Raw genomic sequence first — 22,114 nt, forward strand, 5'->3', positions numbered from 1 at the left:
ATGAGGGGACGTTCATTTCCCTTCATAAATATTAACTTCGCGTATGCTAACGTGCCTCAATAAGCTACGAAAAGCAATATCAGCAGCAAAAAATAGTTCTATAAATTAGAGCATCGGTTTTGAAAAAGTTTCTTGTTACCATATTAACCTTTATTTATTTAGCCACTACAACAGGGGCTACGGTTTATACCCATTATTGTATGGGTAAGGCCTCTTCTGTGAATCTTGTTAAAGAAGACGGCTGTAGTAAATGTGGAACGCAGCCTGGCGAGGATTGCTGCTCAGATGAGCTTAAGGTTATTAAAGTAAACGACAATCATCAGCATACAAGCAATGAAATAAGCTTTGCTCCAGCTTCTGCCATCTTAAAAAGGCAGTATAAACTTGCTGAACCCGATCTTTCGGGTATAGCCGCAGCTTCAAGAACTTATAATAACTCTCCCCCAAATGCTTCCGGCACTTCCCTGTGCATATTAAACTGTGTTTTTAGAATATAGAACTGAATTATTAATTGTGAGGCATGGGTAATTCCATGGCTTTTAATCACCATTCTTATTAATAATTCAACAAAATATAATGAAAACAGTTTTTTTTCTAATAGCCATCGTTGTATCATTTGCATCAACGGCACAAGTCACTAAAGTATCTATTCAGGCAAGCGGTCTTACCTGCAGTATGTGCAGTAATTCTATAAACAAATCTTTAAAGTCAATAGACTTTGTAGAAAATGTAAAACCAAACATCAAAACTTCCACATTTGAAGTAACCTTTAAACAAGGTGCGAAAGTAGACTTTGATCAATTGAAAAAGAAGGTGGAAGATGCTGGCTTTACTGTGGCAAATTTTGTAGCGGCGGTAAATTTCAATAACGTCCAGGTAAAAAACAATCAGCCGGTCAAAGTCGGTGACAAGACTTTTTATATAATAAATGCTAAAGATCAAGCCTTAGACGGGAACACACAAGTGAAAATAGTTGACAAAGGTTTTGTGTCGGGTAAGGAATTTAAAAAATATACACTGGCAACTACAGCCACAGGCAACGGCGTGTATAACGTAACCATCTAATTCATATAAGGGTTTTACTAATTCTGTAAAACCCTTTAAATTCTTATAATGAAGACTAAACTATTAGTAGCGATGCTGTTATTATCGATAACGGCGATCGGCCAGGAGCTGTATACTTTTACCGAACCTGCAAGTAACATGGCGGCTAAAAGCGTAGGGTTAAGGATGAATAACTTCATGATGAAACAAAACATCGGTTCCCGTATCACCTACCATTCCGTTCCTGAAATAATGATAGGTGTATCAAAAAAAATAATGATACATGTAGACGGTTTTTTAAGTAATCGAAACGGAGGGTTGATAACGGAGGGCGGCAGTGTTTATATGAAGTATAGATTTCTTAGCAGCGATGATATTCAAAAGCATTTTCGTATGGCTGCTTTTAGCAGGTACAGTTTCAACAATAGCGATATTCACCAGGAGGAAGTAAATCTGTACGGCCACAATACAGGGTTCGAAACGGGGGTAGTTGCAACTCAACTACTACATAAGGTAGCTTTATCATCAGCCATATCATTTTTAAACGCCGGAGACAATGGAAACAAGCATAAATATCCGTATGGCAGTGGTAACAGTAAAGCCTTAAATTATACACTTTCTGTTGGTAAGTTAATGTTACCAAAAGAGTATACAGACTATAAGCAGACCAACGTGAACCTGATGCTCGAATTCTTAAATCAATACAATGTAGGATCGGGGAAATATTATATGGATGTTGCTCCGTCGGTACAACTCATCTTCAACAGCGTTGCCAGAATAGATGTCGGATACAGGCAACAATTAAACAGCACTTATCAAAGGACAGCTCCGAATGGACTGTTTGTAAGATTAGAATACAACTTCTTTAACGTTTATTGACACTTTTTTGAAGATGAAAAAATGAGTAAGATCATTTTTGGCTGTTAGTAGACTATGTTTATAAGGAGTGAACAGTAGCGTACTGCAAATAAGAGAAGTTGAGCAAAATTTAATTAAAAAGGCCTAATCCCTTCACTTAGAAACTGAAGTTAGCCTGGTTCTGAGGATAGTCTATTTTAGTGCTTTCGCGCTTACCATTTACAAGTACGTGTATGATGTTTATCTGCTCTTTTTTGAAATCTTGCAAAATTGAGTTGGTAACAGAAAGCTTTTTTATTGCAGGCACATTCAGCACTTCGAGGTAACAATAAATGGATTCTTTATCTTTTTCAAATCCTACGAATTTAAAGTTCAAGGGTTTTGCGTTTATGTTGAATGAAATGTGCTTCGTCATATAATCATTCATCAAACGATTGTTTTGCGACTGCAACTTGTTGTTGCTTAGATCAATAGCGGTTTTGTAATTTTGTTTCAGAACGTCTTCTATATCTTCTGCAAACATCTTGCAACTTATCTCAAACGACTGTGACTTTTCATTGTAGTTCATCTCGGTAACGCTTACGTAAAAAGGATGAAACTTGTAAGTATTTGCGGAAGTAAGAAAAAGCACCATACTAAGACTTACGAATAAAAGAAACTTGTGAACGATTGAGTGCATCAGAAAAATTCTTTAATGGTATACAAAACTCTGTTTTATTTTGAACCTATTATCGTAAAAGATATTTTTTAACTAATGAGTAATTTTGGTTTTTATTTTACCCTTGGATGGGAACACATTGTTGCCTGGGACGCGCTCGATCACCAACTTTTTATTCTAGTGCTTACGGTTCTATATACCTTCAAAGAATGGAAGCAGGTACTAGTTCTTGTTACCGCTTTTACTATTGGTCATTCTATAACGCTCGCCCTAAGTACCCTTGACATCTTTACACTTCCATCTGATTTAGTTGAATTTCTTATACCGTGTACAATTTTTATTACAGCTGCTGCAAATATTGTTAAACCTGCTTCTACCCCAAAAGGCATACAATTAAACTATATTTTTGCCCTGTTTTTTGGCCTTATTCACGGCTTGGGTTTTGCAAATGCTTTAAAATTCATGCTTGCTAAAGATCAGCATTTAGGATGGTCGCTGCTGTCGTTTAACCTGGGCCTGGAGGCGGGTCAAATTGTACTACTGATCTTTATTCTTTTGCTTGCCTATGTTTTAATTGATAATTTGAAACTGAATCGCAGGTACTGGATGCTTTCAATATCAGCAGCGGTTTTACTAGTATCACTAAAAATGGCTATCGAAAGGTTTCCATTATAAAAACACCTTTAATAATAACAGATGAGAAAACTTTTCATATTCCTTTTTGCAACAGGATGGTTGTGTACAGCAGAGGCTCAAATTACAGAAAATAACCCCGGCTCTAATCATGCTAACAAATTTGAGCAGCTAGGTACGGTTCTTCCAACACCTAACGAATACAGAACCGCCAGCGGCGCCCCTGGCAACCGTTATTGGCAACAGCGATGTGACTACGATATAAAAGCAACGCTAAATGAAAAGAATTTGCGGCTTACCGGCAGTGAAACTCTTACTTATTACAATAACTCACCGGATGTCCTGTCATACTTATGGTTACAGCTAGATGAGAATGAGCATAGCTCAATAAAAAATGCGGGCTATCAAAGCAGCAATCGTCTTTCATCACAAGTTACCACACAGGCATTGTCTGCTTTGGAAGATCCTAACAAAGACAACGGCTTTGGTATAAACATTACTAAAATAACAGATGCGACAGGAAAGGCTTTGCCATACCTGGTAAATAAAACAATGATGCGGGTTGATTTGCCAACCCCTTTAAAAGCGGGTCAAAAATTTATCTTTTCAATCGATTGGAACTATAACATTAGCGACAGGATGGTGCAGGGAGGACGTGGAGGTTACGAGTTTTTCCCCGATACGAAAGATTATCTGTTTACGATGTCGCAATGGTTCCCGCGACTATGTGTTTATAGTGATTTCCAGGGATGGCAAAACCACCAGTTTGCAGGGCGGGGAGAGTTTGCACTAACGTTCGGTAACTATAAAGTTCAAATGACCGTTCCTGCTGATCATGTAGTAGGTGCAACAGGTGAGTGTCAAAACTATGCACAAGTATTATCTGCGGCACAATTAGCCAGGTGGCAAAAGGCACAAACAGCAAAAGAACCTGTAGAAATTGTGACGCTGGCAGAAGCGAAAGAAAGGGAAATCAAAAAATCTGCTGCCACAAAAACATGGGTATTTGCAGCAAAAGATGTACGGGATTTTGCGTGGACATCCTCCCGCAAATTCGTTTGGGACGGAATGCCGACCACAGTAGAAGGTAAAAAAATTATGTGTATGAGTTTTTACGGTAAGGAAGCTTATGCACTGTGGCGCAGGTATTCGACAAAAGTGGTAGCGCACACTATAAAAACTTATTCTCACTTTAGTATTCCTTATACTTACCCGGTAGCGCAGAGTGTAGAGGCAAGTAATGGTATGGAGTACCCGATGATTTGTTTCAATAATGGCAGAACTGATAAAGATGGTAACTATTCGGAGCAGACTAAGAACGCGATGATTGGAGTTATTATTCATGAGGTGGGACACAATTTCTTTCCGATGATCATAAACAGCGACGAGCGCCAATGGACGTGGTTGGACGAAGGGCTGAACACTTTTGTTCAATATCTTACTGAAGAAATGTTTGATAATAAGTTCCCTAGCAGAAGAGGGCCAGCTTGGGCAATCACGGATTACATGAAACTACCCAAAGACCAGTTGGAGCCGATAATGACCAACTCAGAAAACATTATAGGGTTTGGACCTAATGCCTATGCAAAACCTGCAACTGGTTTAAACATTTTGCGGGAGACTATTATGGGGCGTAAATTATTTGACTATGCTTTTCAGCAGTATGCACGGCGCTGGGCTTTTAAACATCCAACACCTGCAGACTTTTTTAGAACAATGGAAGACGCAAGTGGTGAAGATTTAGACTGGTTTTGGAGAGGCTGGTTTTACAGTACCGATGTGACTGACATTTCTCTTGACTCGGTTAAGTTTATGAGACCAGACATTAACTCGATCCCAAAAGGAGGCGATTCTACAACGATGACGGCGTTGGCAAAGCCTATCCTTAACGATTTCGAAGACATTTCTAAAATCAGGAACCGGCAGGATACCAGTATTCATTACTATACTGACGTAGATACTTCTTTACGTGATTTTTATTGGAGTTATGGCCGTGGGATGAAAACATATGACTCTGTGAAATACGCGGTGCCAGTGCCTGGCAGGTTCGAGCCGTTGGATGAAGCAGCAAAAGCTAAGTTTGCAAACAAATATTTCTACCAGCTCACGTTTACTAACAAGGGCGGGCTGGTAATGCCAATCATAGTAGAATGGACTTATAAAGACGGCACCAAAGAAACAGATCGGGTACCTGCACAAATATGGAGGTTAAACGAAAAACAGGTGGTAAAATCATTTATGAAAAATAAGGAAGTTGCATCTATACAGTTAGATCCTTTAAAAGAGACTGCAGATATTGATGAGACGAATAATAGGTGGGGGGCAACTGCTACACCTCCTACTCGCTTTGAATTATTTAAATTAAAACAAGGCGCGGGACGTGGACAATCGTCTGGAATAACTCCGATGCAAAAAGCAAGGGAAAACAAATCGTTGTAATAGGTAAACGCTCTAATGGTATATAAAAAAGCTCTTGTAATATTCTTACAAGAGCTTTTTTATATACTCGATATTTCAAGCACTCATCTTAATATTCCGCTTGATAACGGAACAAGCCAAAGTGATACCGCCTGGCTGTACAGGTCTAAATAGTGGGTGTACCACCTGTAACCTGGATAGTGGAACTTGTCATGTAGCTCGAATCCTGCGATGCAAGCAAAACATAAGCTGGTGCAAGCTCTGCCGGTTGACCTGCCCGTCCTAAAGGAACATCCTGCCCAAAGCTTTTAACCTTTTCGGGGGGCATTGTAGAAGGTATCAGAGGGGTCCAGATTGGGCCTGGCGCAACGCAATTTACACGAATACCTTTCTCTGCCCATAGCTGCCCTAAAGCTGCGGTAAAGTTTTGAATAGCTCCTTTGGTGGGCGCGTAAGCTAACAAACCAGGCGAAGGCTTATATGCATTTACTGAGGTAGTATTTACCACTGTACTTCCAGGTTTTAAATGTGGTTCGGCTGCCTTGCATAAATAATACATCGCAAAAATGTTGGTTCTAAAAGTGCGGTCTATCTCCTCGGCGGTGATCTCCTGCAACGATTCGTGAGACATTTGGTAAGCGGCGTTATTGACCAAAATATCTAGTTGTCCAAATTCTTCCAGCGCCTTATTTACAATGCTTTTGCAATGCTCCTCGCTTTGGATATCACCCGGCATTAACACCGCCTTTCGCCCTGCATCCTGAATGTACCTTGCGGTTTCTTTCGCGTCATCATGCTCATTTAAATAAGAGATCAGGACATCTGCTCCTTCGCGGGCGAATGCTATGGCCACTGCCCGTCCTATGCCAGAGTCTCCGCCGGTAATTATGGCTTTTCTTCCGGCCAGTTTGCCTGAACCTTTATAAGAAGTCTCGCCGTGATCTGCTTGCGGTGTCATTTCACTTTCTGTACCAGGTGGTTGTTGCTTTTGATCAGGGAAAGGAGGTTTGTCGTACTGCTCTACCGGGTTTTGCATATTGCTATTTTCTGCTGAACTCATAATAAATATTTTTAATTCGAGAAATCAAATTCATATATTATGCCAGCTGGGTTCATTGACGTGCGGACCGGTTGCCGTCTTTTAACCTGTGGAGTTATTTGTTGCTGTTTTGCAATTTAGTACCCAAAACATGTAAACGATCTACATCCTGGAAACTGTAAAAAAACAAGAATATATACTAGATCATGTGCTGACAAATGAATGATGGCAGACTGCCTCGCAGTACCAGTGCAATCATGGTGGCGTGCGAAAGTTGAGCTGTTGTAAAAACGTACAAGTGTGCGACGCAACCGAAGCTGAAAGGTGCTAAATGTCTGTATCAAAAAACTTACTTACACTAGTGGTTGTTTCCATTATATAGATGAAATAAAAAAAGGGCTGGCAACTTGCCAACCCTTTCAGACTTATTTGAATGCTTACTTTTTACCAGAACCTGATATATAATGTAGCAATCAACAATAACATAACAACAATTAATGCGAGCGTTTGAGGCTTGAGTCTAAACATTGTTGTGTCTAGCTCGAATGCCTTAGGATTAACTTTAGGACCAGCCATGCTAATAGCTATCATAGCTATCATTGTAAAAAAGAATGATAAACCCATACAGATGTGAAAAGGAATTTCGAACCCACCTTTACCATTTGGATAAGCAGTATATAAGAAGGTTTCCGGCCCTGTAATGCCGGGGGCAAGTTCGTTGAAGAATACAGATAACAGGAAGCCTAGTATGACCCCTACAACTGCAGCGGCGCCTGTAGTCCTTTTCCAGAACATACCTAAGAAAAACATGGCAAATACGCCGGGACTGAAAAAGCCGGTGTACTTCTGAATAAAGGTAAATCCGCCAGTTCCACCGATGCCGAGAATGTCTCCCCAGGTAAATATTACAGCTACTATCATAGCTATGAACACCGCCGCTCTTCCAATGTATACGAGCTTTCTTTCATCAGCTTGTTTACCGAAATATTTTTTATGTATGTCTAAAGTATAAATGGTAGAGATACTGTTTACTTTGCCCGCCAGAGAAGCAACAATGGCTGCGGTTAAAGCGGCAACAGACAAACCTTTTAAACCTGTTGGAAGAAAAGTAAGTACTGCAGAGTATGCTCCATCTTTTCCGCCTACCAACTGTGGCAAATGACCATCCTTATATAAAACGAAAGCAGCAATACCAGGAAGCATTACTATCAAAGGCATCATTAGCTTTAAAAATCCTGCAAATAAAATTCCGTTTCTTGCTGTCTGTAAATCTGCACCAAGCGCCCGTTGTGTAATGTATTGGTTACATCCCCAATAGTTAAGATTTATAATCCAGATACCGGCAGCGTAAGATGCAAGTCCGGGAAACGTAAGGTATTTATTTATGTCGTTTTGAGTAGATGTAGCGGTTGGCTTTGGTATAATCATTTTGAAATGCTCGGGAGCATTAGTAAGTAGGGTTTTAAAGCCTGCAATAGCGCCGCTTCCGGGACCATTGTAAGTTTCGCCCACTACAGACAAGGCAATATAAGAAGTAACGAGTCCACCCACGATTAATACCGCTACCTGGATAACATCGGTGTATGCAACTACTTTCATACCCCCCAGAGAAATCAGTAATGCAAATATGGCAAGACCAAGCATAATGACGTGTAGATATTCGCCACCCGCAAGTCCGTTAATTGCTACAGCCCCTAAATATAAAATAGAAGTCAGGTTAACAAATACATATAGAAACAGCCAGAAGATCGCCATGATTAATGCAACCGACTCATTGTACCTCGTTTTAAGAAATTGAGGCATTGTATAAATATGGTTCTTAAGATAAACGGGGATAAACCAAACAGCCACAATAATAAGTGCTACCGCTGCCAGCCATTCGTACGCCGCCACGGCTATACCGAGAAAGAAACCCTCTCCACTCATTCCAATAAATTGTTCTGCAGAGATGTTAGAGGCAATCAAAGAAGCCCCGATCGCCCACCATGTCAGCGTTCCTTCAGCAAGGAAATAAGCTTTTGCATCGTGTTCGTCTTTTTTTCGTTTTCTGTAGATACTATAGCCATAAGCCGACACAATGATGAAGTAAATCACAAATACGGCAATGTCCAGGTTTGTTAAGCCATTTTTCATAAGCAGATAGCAGGGTTAAAACTTATTTATTTTTTTAAAAAAGGTTAAATTACTACGTTGTTAATTATTTCTAAGATTTATTTATCTGGTAATAAACTTCGCTCCAGCGAAGCTCATTCTTCAGTTGATAAAGATTAGTTTCCCTTCCGATCAAAACATATTCTATACCTGCAAAAGAAGCAAAATCCTCCATATGTTCAGCCGTGAGATTCTGACTATAACCTGTGTGGTGAGCGCCGCCAGCATAAATCCATGCAGCGCATCCCGTCTTCATATCGGGTAACGGTTTCCAAAGTACACGTGCAACAGGAAGTTTTGGTAAATCATGAGGCGCTTTTACAGCTTCCACTTCATTTACAATCAACCGAAAACGGTTGCCCATATCAACCATAGAAGCATTTAGCGCCGCACCGGCACCTGAGTTAAAGACCATTCGAACGGGGTCTGCCTTGCCACCAATTCCTAATGGATGAGCTTCGATAGAGATCTCACCTTCAGCAAGACTTTCATCTACTTCAAGCATATGAGAACCTAATACCATCGGGTTAGACGGATCAAAATGGTAAGTGTAATCTTCCATAAAAGCATTTGCACCCGGAAGCCCCGCTCCCATCACCTTCATTGCCCGCACCAGAGCGGCGGTTTTCCAATCACCCTCGCCCGCAAACCCGTAACCTTGCGCCATTAAACGTTGTGCAGCTATTCCCGGTAATTGAACCATTCCATGCAGGTCTTCAAAGGTGTCTGAGAAACCTTTAAAGTTTCCATGCTGTAAAAATGTTCGCAAACCAATTTCTATTTTGGCTGCTTCGATCAGCGATTGATGCCCTTCTGCGCCTTTTCTCAAATTTGCCGAAAGTGTATACCTGTCGCTATATTCTTCAATCAAAGTATTTATGTCGGCGTCGCTTACTGCATTTATCACCTTTACCAAATCACCAATTCCATGCGTATTTACTGAAAAGCCAAATTTCAATTCAGCTTCTACTTTATCTCCTTCGGTTACAGCCACGTAGCGCATGTTATCACCAAAGCGAACAAATTTTGCACCTTGCCAATCGTTCCAACCTGCTGCTGCTCTTGCCCACACACCTATTTGTTCACGTGCCTGCTCATCTTCCCAATGTCCAACAACTACTTTTCGGTTAATGCGCATCCGTGTCATCATAAACCCAAACTCGCGGTCGCCATGCGCGCTTTGGTTCAGGTTCATAAAGTCCATATCAATATCGCTCCACGGAATGTCCCTGTTGAATTGGGTATGCAGATGCAGCAAAGGCTTCTTCAAAATTTTCAATCCGCCGATCCACATTTTAGCAGGAGAAAATGTATGCATCCAGGCAACGATACCGATACAATTTGTAGCCACATTAGCCTCCTGGCAAATACCATAAATTTCTTCGGTTGTTTTTACAGTTGGTTTAAAAACAACCGTTACAGGAATTTGAGTAGCGCTATTTAAAGATGTAGCGATGGTTCGAGAGTGTTCAGCAACCTGCCGTAGTGTTTCTTCGCCGTACAGGTGTTGGCTACCGGTTACGAACCAGATTTCCAGCTGTTTTAAATCTATCATTAATACTGCGGTTATAGTTTAGTAAATTCTTTTTGTTACCCTGCTTTAGTTTTTATAGCATCATCGTTGCGTCGCACACTTGTACCGATTTTTATAAGGCATCTTTTCCACCTCATCCTCCACCTCTCCTCCTTAAGGAGCAGGAGCGGTAATTCGGAACATTTCCGCGCATTTTATATTCCGCGTCATCAGTTAGTGCTGCTTCATACAAATCCAAACCCGCGGAATATCTAATTTCCGCCCAATCCTTCCAATCCAATAAATCCAGGTTCTATTGCCCGTAATAAGAACCAGGGCCGTGCTTTCTTTCAAAATGCTTTTTTATTAATGCATCTTTCATTTTAGGATTGTTTGGTCTTATCTGTTCACTCAGATAAGCCATTTGTGCAACATTTTCGAGAACCGCACTGTTATAAACAGCTTTACCCGGCGTTTTACCCCATGTAAAAGGGGCATGATTTCCTACTAAAATCATTTCCACTTCCTCGTAACTATAGCCTTTTTCTTTAAGACAATTAATTATTTGAAACCCTGTTTCATACTCATAATTGCCCTGTATCATTTCGTCGCTCATTGGAGGAGCGCAGGGAATGTCAGCGGTGGTATGATCAGCATGCGTAGTTCCGTAATTAGGAATATTGCGAAGTGTTTGTGCCCATGCGGTAGCATAAGTAGAATGTGTATGAACAATGCCGCCTATCTTCTCCCAATGCTTGTACAAAACAGCATGGGTTAGTGTGTCAGAAGATGGACGAAGTTTACCTTCTACAGTTACCCCTTCAAAGTCGACAATCACCATTTTTTTGGGAGACAATTCTTCATAAGGAACACCACTCGGCTTAATAGCAAACACACCTAAATTACGATCAGCAGCGCTTACATTTCCAAATGTAAAAAGTACTAACCCTAATTTCGGAAGCTGCATGTTTGCTTCAAATGCCACCTCGCGTATTTCTTTATATTTCATAATTAATGAATAGTGAATAATAAATAATAAAAATTTCGGCTATTCTTTTATTAATCATTCAATCTTGTATTCCTTGTTTAGTGGTTTTTACCGGTGCAATCAGCAACTTCAATAACTCGTGGCAATCATACTCGGTCTTCCTAATTAACGCTCCCACTGCTGTACCACTTCTTCATAACAGCTCCTACAACACAAATTCTTTTTTTTCATGTTGTAGGAACTGTGAGAGTTTCACAATTCTAATAGCAAAGTCGTAGCTTTTTATTTTTAAAATATTTTCCTTCATCTAAGGCTATTTAAAATAACCCTAATTCCCATAAAATTCGTTTCATTTTAACGAACTCCGTTATTCATTGTTCATCCCCAGGAAGCATTATTTACTATTCATTATTCATTACTTCCTGCTCCAAAAACCCTCCAAGCCTCCTATACTTTTCATAGCGCTTTTTATAAATCGTCACATTTTCATGATTAGGATGGTATTCTGCATCGAACCCCTGTCCCATGGCATCCATTGCCTCTTCTACTTTGCTAAAAATGCCCGCAGCAGTTGCTGCAAACATAGCCGCTCCTAAAGCGCATGTTTGTTCTGATTTGTGTATGCGTATTGGCATGTCCATTACATCCGCCATCATCTGCATGATAAAAGGCGATTTCCTCGCTACACCGCCCATTCCTATCAAACCTTTTACAGTAACCCCTTGTTGGTTGAACCGGTCAACGATTGCTTTGGCTCCGAAACAGGTTGCTTCAACAATTGCACGAAAAATTTTCGCAGCATCACTTCCTAATGCCAGACCTGAAATGGCACCGGTGAGTGCCTGGTTTGCATCCGGTGTTCGCCGTCCGTTGAACCAATCTATCGCTAGCTCATCATCTTCCTGAAGGGGTAAACCGGCTGCCTGCCTGCTCAGTTCAGGAATAATTTTATCAGCCGTTTCATCTACCAATTGCTTTACTACAGCTGCGCTTACTACCGATGATTTTGAAAGTATATTTTGTAAAGGCCACATGAGTACGTTTTTGAACCAGGCATAAGCATCACCAAAAGCCGATTGCCCCGCCTCCATTCCCATCATACCGGGAATTACAGATCCGGGAACCTGTCCACAAATTCCTTTTACCAGTTTGTCTTCCACCTCAGCAATTGGTGCAACCAACATGTCGCAAGTTGATGTCCCCATCACTTTGCTTAAATGGTAAGGCTCAATTTGTCCGCCAACTGCGCCCATGTGTGCATCGAAAGCGCCCACTCCTATAACTACATCTGTAGGTAAACTGAGGCGTGCAGCCCACTCTTTGCTGATGGTTCCTGCGGGCTTGTCGGAGGCATAAGTATCTTTAAAAAGTTTGGCTGTAAAACCGTCTAAAAGAGGATCAAGTGCAGCAAACCAATCATTTGGTGGTAGTCCGTCCCATTCTTTTGCCCATAATATCTTATGGCCGGCAGCGCATACGCCTCGCTTCATTTGATGGATATTGTTGCCTCCTGATAATAAGAAGGGAATCCAATCGCAGTGTTCGACAAAAGAATAAATATTACTCCTGATTTCTTCATCTTCACGGAGTATGTGCAACAGCTTTGCCCAGAACCATTCAGAGGAATAAATGCCTCCTACAAATTGAAGATAGTTGGTCTCAAATTTTATTGAATGGGCATTTATCTCTGCGGCTTCATCTACCGATGTATGATCTTTCCAAAGCACAAACATGGCGTTTGGATTGTTTTCAAACCCTGGAAGCAAAGCAAGTGGTGTTCCGGTTTTATCTACAGCTACAGGCGTTGAGCCGGTGGTATCAACGGAGATGGCTTTTACTTTTGCAGCAACTTCGGGTCCTGCCTGTACAATACATCTTTTAATCGTTTCTTCCAGCCCTTCAACATAATCTAAAGGATGCTGACGAAACCTGTTAAGGGAAGCATTGCAATAGAGCTGCTCTTTCCAGCGGGGATAGTAAAAAACGGAAGCAGCTACTTCACGGCCGTTGGCTGCATCGACGATGATGGTTCTTACGGAGTCTGAACCATAGTCAACACCGATTACATATTGTTCGGAAGCAATCATATAAAAAGGTTTACCCCAGACCCCTAAAGGGGCTTTAAACCATTCAATTCAAAATCGCTGATTTTTTGTTGCGGTAGACGTGTGCGACGCAACGATGTTTGAGTAAGCCCTGCTGCCGGTTACCAAAACATCAACTGATAATTTGTTTGGTTTAAAAAGGGTTATTTGTGTAACTGGTTATTTATTGGGCTATTTTCTTGCCATCACTTTACGAACAGATTCAACAATGCTTTTTGCATTCAGACCGTACTTTTCCATTAATTGAGCAGGTGTTCCACTTTCGCCGAAAGAATTATTTACTCCAACCATTTCAACCGGCATTGGAATATTTCGGCTTAGTAATTGGCAAACTGCATCGCCTAGCCCGCCATTCAATTGATGTTCTTCGGCGGTAACCACACATCTTGTTTTGGACGCTGATTTTAGAATTGCCTCATTGTCTAATGGCTTAATGGTGTGTATGTTTATGATTTCGGCATCAATCCCTTCTTTCTCCAGAATTTCTCCTGCAAGAATTGCTTCCCAAACAAGATGACCGGTGGCGAAAATGCTTACATCTTTTCCCTCGTTAACAGTCCATGCTTTACCAATTTCAAACTTCTGGTCATCGGCAGTAAAAATCGGCATAACAGGACGACCAAAACGCAGGTAAACAGGGCCTTCATAATCAGCGATAGCGATGGTGGCGGCCTTGGTCTGGTTATAATCGCAAGGATTGATAACAGTCATTTCAGGCATAGCACGCATCATTGCAAGGTCTTCGAGGATTTGGTGGGTGGCACCGTCTTCTCCCAATGTTAGACCCGCATGCGAAACACAGATTTTTACATTCGTGCCTGAGTAAGCAACACTTTGCCTGATCTGGTCGTACACACGACCTGAACCAAAGTTTGCGAACGTAGTTGCATAGGGAATGTAACCACTGAGCGCGAGACCGGCAGAAACACCAATCATATTAGCTTCAGCAATTCCGACCTGTATAAAACGCTCAGGATTCTCTTTTATAAACGTATCTAACTTTAAAGAAGCCACCAGGTCCGCACATAAAGCAATTACTTTAGGATTTGATCTTCCTAATTCTGCTATGCCTGCACCAAAACCTGAACGGGTATCTTTTTTATCGGTGTATGTGTATTTTTTCATGAATGAGTTTTGAGTTTGAAGTTTCGAGTTTGAAATTTTGAGTGTAAAGTTCTTCAACCTTATACTTTCAACTTTAAACTCTAATAGTCTCCTAAAGTTTCAGGTAATTGATTTAATGCAACAAGTAATTGATCATCATTTGGCGCAGCACCGTGCCATTTATGAGTACCCATCATATAGTCTACGCCGTAGCCCATGCCGGTTCTCATTAAGATAACCACTGGCTTTCCTTTTCCTGTTTTTTCTTTTGCCTCTTTTAAAGATTCAACAACATGTTGCATGTCGTTACCATTATCAAGATCAACAGTCTCCCAGCCGAACGCGTGGTATTTTGCCTTGAGATCAAGGTTGTTCATCACCTTTTCTGTAGGTCCGTCAATTTGTTGACCGTTCCAATCTATAATAGCTATGAGATTATCGAGTTTATGATGCGGCGCAAACTGAACGGCTTCCCAAACCTGCCCTTCCTGTTGCTCACCATCGCCCATCATCACGTATACTAAGCGATCGTCTTTTCTTAATCTTTTCGCAAAGGCAGCTCCGCAGGCTACTGACAAGCCCTGGCCAAGAGAACCAGATGCGACACGGATTCCGGGAAGATGTTCATGAGTAGCCGGATGGCCCTGAAGACGGGAATTAATCTTTCTGAAAGTGCTCATCTCACTTATAGGAAAATATCCTCTTCTTGCCAATACCGAATAAAACAAAGGTGAAATATGACCATTTGAAAGGAAGAAAAGGTCTTCACCCATTCCTTCTCTAACAAACTCCAGAAATCCTTCGGCATTCTTATTTTCATTAATCTTCATTTCATTGAAATAAAGAGCAACGACCATATCGGTGCATCCTAATGACCCACCCGGATGACCGGACTGAGATGAGTGCACCTGGCGAATAATGTCTCTGCGTACCTGTGCACCTACATTTTTTAAATCTTGTATTTCCATAAGTTTAATTACATTTTTTTAGCGTCTTCCAAAAATTTGGCAAGTCCAATATCAGTAAGCGGATGTTTGAGTAGACCTAAGATTGGTTCGAGGGGGCAGGTGCATACATGAGCACCGGCCTGGGCAGCTTGAATTATATGATTTGGAGACCTGATTGATGCTGCTAAAATTTCAGTTTTATATTCCTGTATTGCAAAAATCTGAACAATTTGTTCTATGAGTTGCATACCGTCCCAGCCGCTGTCGTCTATACGGCCAAGAAATGGGGAGATGTATGTGGCACCTGCTTTTGCTGCAAGAATAGCTTGCCCGGCGGAAAATATCAGTGTACAGTTTGTTCTTATGCCATTATCAGTAAACCATTTAATTGCTTTTATACCTTCTTTGATCATCGGAACTTTCACAACAATGTTTGGATGCAGTGCAGCCAACTTTTTACCTTCTTCAACAATGGTTGCAAATTCGGTAGTTAAGACTTCGGCACTGATGTCTCCATCGACCATTTCGCAAATGGTTTTGTAATGCTGGTTAATTGCTTCCTCGCCCCGGATTCCTTCCTTGGCCATAAGAGATGGATTAGTCGTAACTCCGTCCAATATCCCTAGCTCATTGGCTTCCTTTATCTGGGCAAGATTCGCTGTGTCAATAAAAAATTTCATAGCATGATTTGTTTCTGAATTAATGAAAGCAGTTGATGGGTTTCTGAAGGGTCAAAATAATGCAAATAAATTTATTTGTTCTACAAAACCTTTCTGTTCATAGATCAACTACTTAATTGGTTTCCTTGTATTTGTGTTAATGGTGTTTTAACTGCCTTATTTAAAAATTCTGCAACGCGTAAAGAAAACCGCAATTCATGTTCCTATTGAACTGCCACTTTAGGCCACCCATCGCTCCAGTTTAACTCCCTTATCATAAGTTTTGACCGGCCTTTGTCTTGCGCATCATAACCGTGATAAATAATATAATCCTTCTCATTAAAAGTATATGCTGAGTTATGGCCCGCTCCGTACCATAACTTATTATCACCTTCGAGTACTAAAGAGCCACCTCCCATAACCATACTTTTCCCGGTCTTGTCAATATAAGGCCCTGTAACTCTTTCGCTTCGGCCAACCACCACCTTGTAGTCGCTTTTCTCCGCCCGACAACAATAATCCCACGATACAAAAAGGTAATAATATTTGTCTTTTTTGAAAATAAAAGGTCCTTCAATGGCAGCATCTCCTGCTGAACTATCAGTAACAGAAAAGTTTCTTTGTCTGCGGGCAACTGTACGCCAGACCTCTGGTTGCGCTACAGTTGCCAGGTCTGCATTTAGCTTTACCAGCTTCATTCCTTCCCAAAACGAGCCAAAAACCAGCCACGGCGTATTGTCTTCATCTACGATGAGATTAGGGTCTATTGCATTCCACAAGTCTCGTCCGGGTACTGACTGTATTACTTTTCCAAGATCTTTCCATTCATAGTCTGCAGAGGCACTATCAAGCGTATTGTTTACTGCGACACCAATACAAGAGGTATTTTTTCCAAAAGCAGAAACAGCATAGTAGAGGTAATATTTACCATTATGAAAACTGATGTCGGGCGCCCATACGTGTCCTCTAAACCCGGGGACTGCCTTAACTGCCCAGTCGGGAGGTTTAGAAAAAACCGATTTCCGGCGCTTCCAGGTCTTCATGTCGTTTGAGGAATAAACGGTAATTCCAAAACCGGTGCAAAAAAGATAATAAGTATCTCCCTGCTTAATCATAACAGGATCGTGAGCAGGAATTTTAATATCCACTTGCTGAGCATATAAACAAGATGCCCAAAAAAGTAGTACAAAAACACCTGTAAAACCTTTCATGATGTAAATATTTTAATTCAACTGCTTATTTGTTCAGGCATTAACTGGTTGTTATTCCTCTCTGTTTCAATCTGCTAAAACAAACAAGGCTGAAGATAAGTGATACAAGGAGCTTAAGAAATAGGTTTTTCTATATTAGCGAGCAGCAGACCAAATATCGGAAGTCAGGCGTCCAGGTTATGAAGTAAAAACACAAAAATAATCTTAATGCAAAGAAGCATTTGTAAGAGCAAGACAGAAAGCCTTCTGTTTTCATCTTGCTCTTACAAATGCTATCAAGTTAAATATACCTGTTAACCATGTTTTCCATATACTCTTGTCTTCCGCTTCTTACTTCAGGTTCGCCATTTTCGATAGCATATTGTCTCAAGTCTTCGAGTGACAATTGCCCTTGCTCAAAGGCGGCCCCTTTACCGCTATCAAACGAAGCGTAGCGTTCAGCACGAAGCTTTTTATATTCTGATTTATTCAGTATTGTTTCTGCGCTAATCAGGGCTTTTGCAAATACATCCATGCCACCAATATGACCATAAAAAAGATCTGCAGGGTCAGTAGAATTTCTACGGATACGAGCATCAAAGTTTACACCGCCGCCTTGTAATCCACCGGCTTCCAATACTATCAGCATCGCTTCGGTTAGCTCTTCCACGCTGTTTGGAAACTGGTCTGTATCCCAACCGTTTTGGTAATCGCCGCGGTTAGCATCCATCGAACCTAACATTCCCGCATCAGCTGCAACCTGCACCTCGTGGGCAAAAGTATGACCCGCTAAAGTTGCGTGGTTCACCTCTAGGTTGATTTTAAAGTCATCAGCCAAACCAAAATGACGTAAAAAGCCAACAACAGTTGCAGCATCATAATCATACTGATGTTTTGTAGGCTCCATAGGTTTAGGTTCTATAAAGAAAGTGCCTTTAAACCCTTGTTTTCTTGCGTAATCTTTCGCAGTGTGTAAAAACCTTGCTAAGTGTTCCTGCTCTCTTTTCATATTGGTATTAAGCAGGCTCATATAACCTTCTCTTCCACCCCAGAACACATAATTTTCACCACCCAGTGCAATAGTTGCATCCAAAGCTCCCTTCACTTGTGTAGCTGCATGCGCCAACACATGAAAATCAGGATTGGTAGATGCACCATTCATATAACGACGATGTGAAAACACATTAGCTGTACCCCATAATAATTTAACCCCTGTTTTTGCCTGCTTTTGTTTTGCATACTCAACCATTGCCTGCAAACGCTTCTCATATTCTACCACGTCATTTGTGTACTCAACCACGTCCAGGTCATGAAAACAATAATAGTCAACCCCCAATTTGGTCATAAATTCAAATGCTGCGTCCATCTTATCTTTTGCCCTTTCAACAGCATCGCCTTTTTGATTCCAGGGATGAAAAAACGTTGGGCCTCCAAAAGGATCCGCACCGTCGTAGCAGAACGAATGCCAGTAAGCACAAGAAAACTTCAGGTACTCTTTCATGGTTTTACCTGCAATCATTCTATTTTCATCGTACCAGCGAAACGCCATCGGGTTATCGCTTTCAGGCCCTTCATATTTAATCTGCTGGATGCCCGGAAAAAATTCTTTTTCACCAATTAAGACTGACATAGCTATCTGTTTTTATTTTATTTAATGAGAGAATATTGTGAGGAAAGCTATTAGCTGCAAGCTTTTCAACTTTTGATTTATATTTTTTACCAACGAATTATTGATTCAGTCTTTATAATATTTATGTACTAAGCTTCAATGCTACTATTAAGCATCTGTTGCGTCGCACACTTGTACTTTTTATTTTATTTCCACAATTACATGGTTTGGGCTAGGGGTGAAAATTGAGAAACAGTATTGATTTCAAGCTTTTGGTAACCCCCATCACCTAACTTCAATCTTTAACAGCACTCTAAAAATCACCCTTCACCTTCACCAATATTTTACTATTCCACCTTTTCTTTTCTGTCTTTTATTTTCAATAGAATTCCAAAACCCTGCACTAATTAACCCCACAAGACCGAGCAGGGAGCACCCCAATATTATTAATGAAGGATAGCTGAAAACCAAACAGCTTCTAGCCGCTAGCCGCCTGCTTCCGACATATTATTTAAATGCACACTCCTGATTCCTAATCTTAATGACCTAATAACCTATTAACTAAAATGCCTTACGCCTTATGCCCTATGCCTTCTTCCACCTTGTGCAAATGCATCTCCAATACTTTTTTCCATTCCTGGTAGAGTTTATTATAACCTTCCTGGTTGCCTGGCTCAACTAACTGTAAACGCTTCATTTTACTAAACGCTTCCTGCTCATTTGCAAAAGCCTTCGCTCCTATTCCGGCACCAATTGCGGCACCAATACTTCCGTCACTTTCATACAACTCTACAGGAACACCTGTGGCATTTACAAAAGCTTCTGTAAACAGTTGACTTAAAAACATATTCGATTTTCCAGCCCTGATGATGGTAGGGTTCATTCCATTTTCGCGCATGATGTCGAGACCATACCTAAAGGCAAAAGCAATACCTTCCTGGGCTGCACGAAATATGTGTGCACGGGTATGAATATTTAAGTCGATGCCATGAAAGTGACAACCGATTATTTTATTGTTCAACATTCTTTCCGCACCATTTCCAAAAGGAAGTATATATAGTCCGTTACTTCCCGGAGCTATTTTCAAAGCCGCCTCATCAATTTTTTTATAAGACAGATCGGGAGCGATGTTATCGCGAACCCAACGATTTAAAATTCCGGTTCCATTAATACACAGAAGCACACCAAGACGCTTCTCATCCCTTGCATGGTTTACATGCGCAAAAGTGTTTACACGTGAGTGTCTGTCATAGGCAAGCTGATCGCTTACACCGTAAATAACACCCGAAGTGCCGGCAGTGGCAGCTACCTCCCCTGGATTAAGCACATTTAATGATAATGCATTGTTAGGCTGGTCACCCGCCTTGTAAGTTACAGGTATCCCCTGCTTTAAACCCAATGACACGGCTATTTCCTTTTGAAGATAACCATGTTCAGAAAATACCGGATTTACATTTGGGATAAAGGATGATTCAAATTTAAAATGGTTTATCACATCATCCGATAAGCCATCTTTTTGAAAGTCCCAGAAAACGCCCTCAGAAAGTGCAGAAGCGCTTGTGGTCACTTGACCTGTAAGCTTCATCGCTATATAGTCGCCGGGAAGCATGACTTTGTCGATGGAATCGTACACTCCAGGTTCATTTTCCTTTACCCACGCCAATTTAGAAGCCGTGAAGTTGCCGGGTGAATTGAGCAGGTGTGATAAAGCGTTCTGCTCCCCGATAGCCTCGAAAGCCTTTTCACCAAAAGGGACTGCACGGCTGTCGCACCATATAATTGAATCGCGAAGCACTTGCTGGTTTTTATCTACAACAACTAACCCGTGCATCTGGTACGCAATACCGATTGCGCCAATATCAATGAGCTTTATGTTACTATTATTGCCTACAAGCTTAATTGCCTGCTGTACGTGTTCCCACCACATTTCTGCCGATTGTTCTGCCCAGCCTGGGTAAAGTGATTTTATCTCACTTTCAGTTTCTGGAAACTGTGCAGATGCCACACATTGTTGTGTTTGAGAATCGACCACTGAAACTTTAATAGAAGATGTACCAACGTCAATACCTAATAATAGCATGGTTACCTGGATTAATAATAAAACAAACTTGTTTACTTATTAATTGCATATATGAAAGCGGAGAACTATCGAAACTGGCAAGCTTTACAGTATTGCAACGGGCTGCAATTTAAATTCAATTAAAGAAAACTTCTACTACTTTTTTATATATTACCTAAACTATTTTAACTAAAAGGCCACCTTCAAAAACCTATCTTACTTAATATTGTATTATGAAGCCTTTAATTGAGCAACTTCCACTTTCCGATAACACCTCTTTTGTTGCGCGCATCCATCGTACACCCAATTTTGAAGTGAACTGGCATCAGCATATAGAGTATGAACTGATACTTTTTACAGAAGGTGCAGGCCTCAGCTTCATAGGAAATTACGTAGGTGAGTTTGAAGTGGGAGATGTTTTCTTTCTGGGAGCCAATGTGCCTCATACTTTTAAAAAAAGCGGCGATGTTATTACCAGCGCCATTGTTGTTCATTTTCGCGAAGAGTTTTGGGGAAATGAATTTTTGAATTTGCCGGAGAGCAAAGAAATCAGGCACCTTCTGAAAAACGCTTTACATGGACTGAAAATAAAAGGAAAAAGCAAACAACTGCTCAATGCATTAATTACCTCGCTGGAAAAGGAGAAAGGATTTAGAAGAATTATTACTTTATGCGAATGCCTGGACTTGCTTGCAAAACAAGAAGAGTTTGACACGCTTTCAACACAGGAAGTGAAAGAGGTAAATAATAAAAACAGGGAACGGATAGACCGGATATTTCACTTTACCATGGAAAATTTCAGAGAGTCGATTCAGTTATCAACTATTGCGAGGTTAGCAGACCTGAGCATACCTGCTTTCTGCAATTACTTCAAAAAAAGCACACGGAAACGATATATAGACTTTTTAAATGAAGTTAGAATAGGATACGCGTGCAAACTGTTAACCAATGATACAAGTATAACGATAGAGGGAGCCTGTTATGAAAGTGGCTTTAGTACGATTGCTAATTTCAATAAACAGTTTTTAAAGGTGAAGGCCATGACGCCATCCAAATACAGAAAAGTTTTTTCACTGCGTCAACTGTAGTTTTTTCTGCAAGAGTCTTAAAAAAACAGTATAAAAAAACCTGCAATAACA

The 22,114-nt window shown here is 40.8% G+C and carries 18 protein-coding genes; 6 read left to right on the top strand and 12 right to left on the bottom strand.

Features of this window, described 5'->3' with window-relative positions; translation table 11 throughout:
- Positions 1-119 precede the first annotated feature (119 nt).
- The 3 genes from JWR87_RS10060 to JWR87_RS10070 all read left to right on the top strand — a co-directional run bounded on the left by JWR87_RS10060 (position 120) and on the right by JWR87_RS10070 (position 1,923).
- A complete protein-coding gene (locus JWR87_RS10060) occupies positions 120-497 on the top strand; it encodes a hypothetical protein (protein WP_297819135.1) in 378 nt (125 codons plus the stop codon).
- 79 nt (positions 498-576) lie between these two features.
- Positions 577-1,065, top strand: coding sequence for a heavy-metal-associated domain-containing protein (locus JWR87_RS10065; RefSeq protein WP_297819136.1), 489 nt, complete (start codon positions 577-579; stop codon positions 1,063-1,065).
- A gap of 48 nt (positions 1,066-1,113) precedes the next feature.
- Positions 1,114-1,923, top strand: a complete 810-nt coding sequence (locus JWR87_RS10070; protein ID WP_297819139.1) for a hypothetical protein — start codon at positions 1,114-1,116, stop codon at positions 1,921-1,923.
- A gap of 136 nt (positions 1,924-2,059) precedes the next feature.
- Here the strand turns inward: JWR87_RS10070 and JWR87_RS10075 are convergent, their stop codons facing one another.
- Entirely contained in the window at positions 2,060-2,581 is a 522-nt protein-coding gene (locus tag JWR87_RS10075; RefSeq protein WP_297819142.1) for a DUF6702 family protein, read from the bottom strand.
- 75 nt (positions 2,582-2,656) lie between these two features.
- Between JWR87_RS10075 and JWR87_RS10080 the strand changes: the two genes are divergently transcribed.
- Both JWR87_RS10080 and JWR87_RS10085 read left to right on the top strand, forming a co-directional pair.
- A complete protein-coding gene (locus JWR87_RS10080; protein ID WP_297819145.1) occupies positions 2,657-3,235 on the top strand; it encodes a HupE/UreJ family protein in 579 nt (192 codons plus the stop codon).
- A gap of 21 nt (positions 3,236-3,256) precedes the next feature.
- A complete protein-coding gene (locus tag JWR87_RS10085) occupies positions 3,257-5,632 on the top strand; it encodes a M1 family metallopeptidase (protein ID WP_297819148.1) in 2,376 nt (791 codons plus the stop codon).
- Between the two features lie 145 nt (positions 5,633-5,777).
- Here the strand turns inward: JWR87_RS10085 and JWR87_RS10090 are convergent, their stop codons facing one another.
- The 11 genes from JWR87_RS10090 to JWR87_RS10140 all read right to left on the bottom strand — a co-directional run bounded on the left by JWR87_RS10090 (position 5,778) and on the right by JWR87_RS10140 (position 20,996).
- The gene (locus JWR87_RS10090; RefSeq protein WP_297819152.1) at positions 5,778-6,671 is read right to left on the bottom strand and encodes an SDR family oxidoreductase; all 894 of its coding nucleotides are present in this window, start codon (positions 6,669-6,671) and stop codon (positions 5,778-5,780) included.
- A 423-nt stretch (positions 6,672-7,094) separates the two neighbouring features.
- On the bottom strand, positions 7,095-8,783 hold the full coding sequence (locus JWR87_RS10095) for a sodium/sugar symporter (RefSeq protein ID WP_297819155.1): 1,689 nt from the start codon (positions 8,781-8,783) through the stop codon (positions 7,095-7,097).
- Positions 8,784-8,853: 70 nt separating this feature from the next.
- On the bottom strand, positions 8,854-10,356 hold the full coding sequence (gene araA / locus JWR87_RS10100; RefSeq protein ID WP_297819158.1) for an L-arabinose isomerase: 1,503 nt from the start codon (positions 10,354-10,356) through the stop codon (positions 8,854-8,856).
- Positions 10,357-10,627: 271 nt separating this feature from the next.
- Positions 10,628-11,323 (bottom strand): L-ribulose-5-phosphate 4-epimerase, encoded by a 696-nt coding sequence (locus JWR87_RS10105; RefSeq protein WP_297819161.1) that lies wholly within the window; start codon positions 11,321-11,323, stop codon positions 10,628-10,630.
- Between the two features lie 380 nt (positions 11,324-11,703).
- The gene (locus JWR87_RS10110) at positions 11,704-13,389 is read right to left on the bottom strand and encodes a ribulokinase (RefSeq protein ID WP_297819164.1); all 1,686 of its coding nucleotides are present in this window, start codon (positions 13,387-13,389) and stop codon (positions 11,704-11,706) included.
- 189 nt (positions 13,390-13,578) lie between these two features.
- A complete protein-coding gene (locus JWR87_RS10115; RefSeq protein WP_297819167.1) occupies positions 13,579-14,532 on the bottom strand; it encodes a transketolase family protein in 954 nt (317 codons plus the stop codon).
- An 80-nt stretch (positions 14,533-14,612) separates the two neighbouring features.
- Complete coding sequence (locus JWR87_RS10120) at positions 14,613-15,479, bottom strand: transketolase (RefSeq protein WP_297819169.1); 867 nt, start codon at positions 15,477-15,479, stop codon at positions 14,613-14,615.
- 8 nt (positions 15,480-15,487) lie between these two features.
- Positions 15,488-16,138, bottom strand: a complete 651-nt coding sequence (fsa, locus tag JWR87_RS10125; protein ID WP_297819172.1) for a fructose-6-phosphate aldolase — start codon at positions 16,136-16,138, stop codon at positions 15,488-15,490.
- Positions 16,139-16,341: 203 nt separating this feature from the next.
- The gene (locus JWR87_RS10130) at positions 16,342-17,328 is read right to left on the bottom strand and encodes an arabinan endo-1,5-alpha-L-arabinosidase (protein WP_297819174.1); all 987 of its coding nucleotides are present in this window, start codon (positions 17,326-17,328) and stop codon (positions 16,342-16,344) included.
- A gap of 280 nt (positions 17,329-17,608) precedes the next feature.
- Complete coding sequence (gene xylA, locus JWR87_RS10135) at positions 17,609-18,937, bottom strand: xylose isomerase (protein WP_297819177.1); 1,329 nt, start codon at positions 18,935-18,937, stop codon at positions 17,609-17,611.
- Between the two features lie 550 nt (positions 18,938-19,487).
- Positions 19,488-20,996, bottom strand: coding sequence for an FGGY family carbohydrate kinase (locus JWR87_RS10140; protein WP_297819180.1), 1,509 nt, complete (start codon positions 20,994-20,996; stop codon positions 19,488-19,490).
- A 212-nt stretch (positions 20,997-21,208) separates the two neighbouring features.
- Between JWR87_RS10140 and JWR87_RS10145 the strand changes: the two genes are divergently transcribed.
- Positions 21,209-22,063, top strand: a complete 855-nt coding sequence (locus JWR87_RS10145) for an AraC family transcriptional regulator (protein ID WP_297819182.1) — start codon at positions 21,209-21,211, stop codon at positions 22,061-22,063.
- The last annotated feature ends 51 nt before the right edge of the window (positions 22,064-22,114 follow it).

The organism is Segetibacter sp. (assembly GCF_025963695.1).
Lineage (GTDB): Bacteria > Bacteroidota > Bacteroidia > Chitinophagales > Chitinophagaceae > Segetibacter.

Coding starts and splice junctions, on each gene's coding strand:
- JWR87_RS10065 (WP_297819136.1), top strand. CDS start 577: ATGAAAACAGTTTTTTTTCTAATAGCCATCGTTGTATCATTTGCATCA.
- JWR87_RS10070 (WP_297819139.1), top strand. CDS start 1,114: ATGAAGACTAAACTATTAGTAGCGATGCTGTTATTATCGATAACGGCG.
- JWR87_RS10075 (WP_297819142.1), bottom strand. CDS start 2,581: ATGCACTCAATCGTTCACAAGTTTCTTTTATTCGTAAGTCTTAGTATG.
- JWR87_RS10080 (WP_297819145.1), top strand. CDS start 2,657: ATGAGTAATTTTGGTTTTTATTTTACCCTTGGATGGGAACACATTGTT.
- JWR87_RS10085 (WP_297819148.1), top strand. CDS start 3,257: ATGAGAAAACTTTTCATATTCCTTTTTGCAACAGGATGGTTGTGTACA.
- JWR87_RS10090 (WP_297819152.1), bottom strand. CDS start 6,671: ATGAGTTCAGCAGAAAATAGCAATATGCAAAACCCGGTAGAGCAGTAC.
- JWR87_RS10095 (WP_297819155.1), bottom strand. CDS start 8,783: ATGAAAAATGGCTTAACAAACCTGGACATTGCCGTATTTGTGATTTAC.
- araA (WP_297819158.1), bottom strand. CDS start 10,356: ATGATAGATTTAAAACAGCTGGAAATCTGGTTCGTAACCGGTAGCCAA.
- JWR87_RS10105 (WP_297819161.1), bottom strand. CDS start 11,323: ATGAAATATAAAGAAATACGCGAGGTGGCATTTGAAGCAAACATGCAG.
- JWR87_RS10110 (WP_297819164.1), bottom strand. CDS start 13,389: ATGATTGCTTCCGAACAATATGTAATCGGTGTTGACTATGGTTCAGAC.
- JWR87_RS10115 (WP_297819167.1), bottom strand. CDS start 14,532: ATGAAAAAATACACATACACCGATAAAAAAGATACCCGTTCAGGTTTT.
- JWR87_RS10120 (WP_297819169.1), bottom strand. CDS start 15,479: ATGGAAATACAAGATTTAAAAAATGTAGGTGCACAGGTACGCAGAGAC.
- fsa (WP_297819172.1), bottom strand. CDS start 16,138: ATGAAATTTTTTATTGACACAGCGAATCTTGCCCAGATAAAGGAAGCC.
- JWR87_RS10130 (WP_297819174.1), bottom strand. CDS start 17,328: ATGAAAGGTTTTACAGGTGTTTTTGTACTACTTTTTTGGGCATCTTGT.
- xylA (WP_297819177.1), bottom strand. CDS start 18,937: ATGTCAGTCTTAATTGGTGAAAAAGAATTTTTTCCGGGCATCCAGCAG.
- JWR87_RS10140 (WP_297819180.1), bottom strand. CDS start 20,996: ATGCTATTATTAGGTATTGACGTTGGTACATCTTCTATTAAAGTTTCA.
- JWR87_RS10145 (WP_297819182.1), top strand. CDS start 21,209: ATGAAGCCTTTAATTGAGCAACTTCCACTTTCCGATAACACCTCTTTT.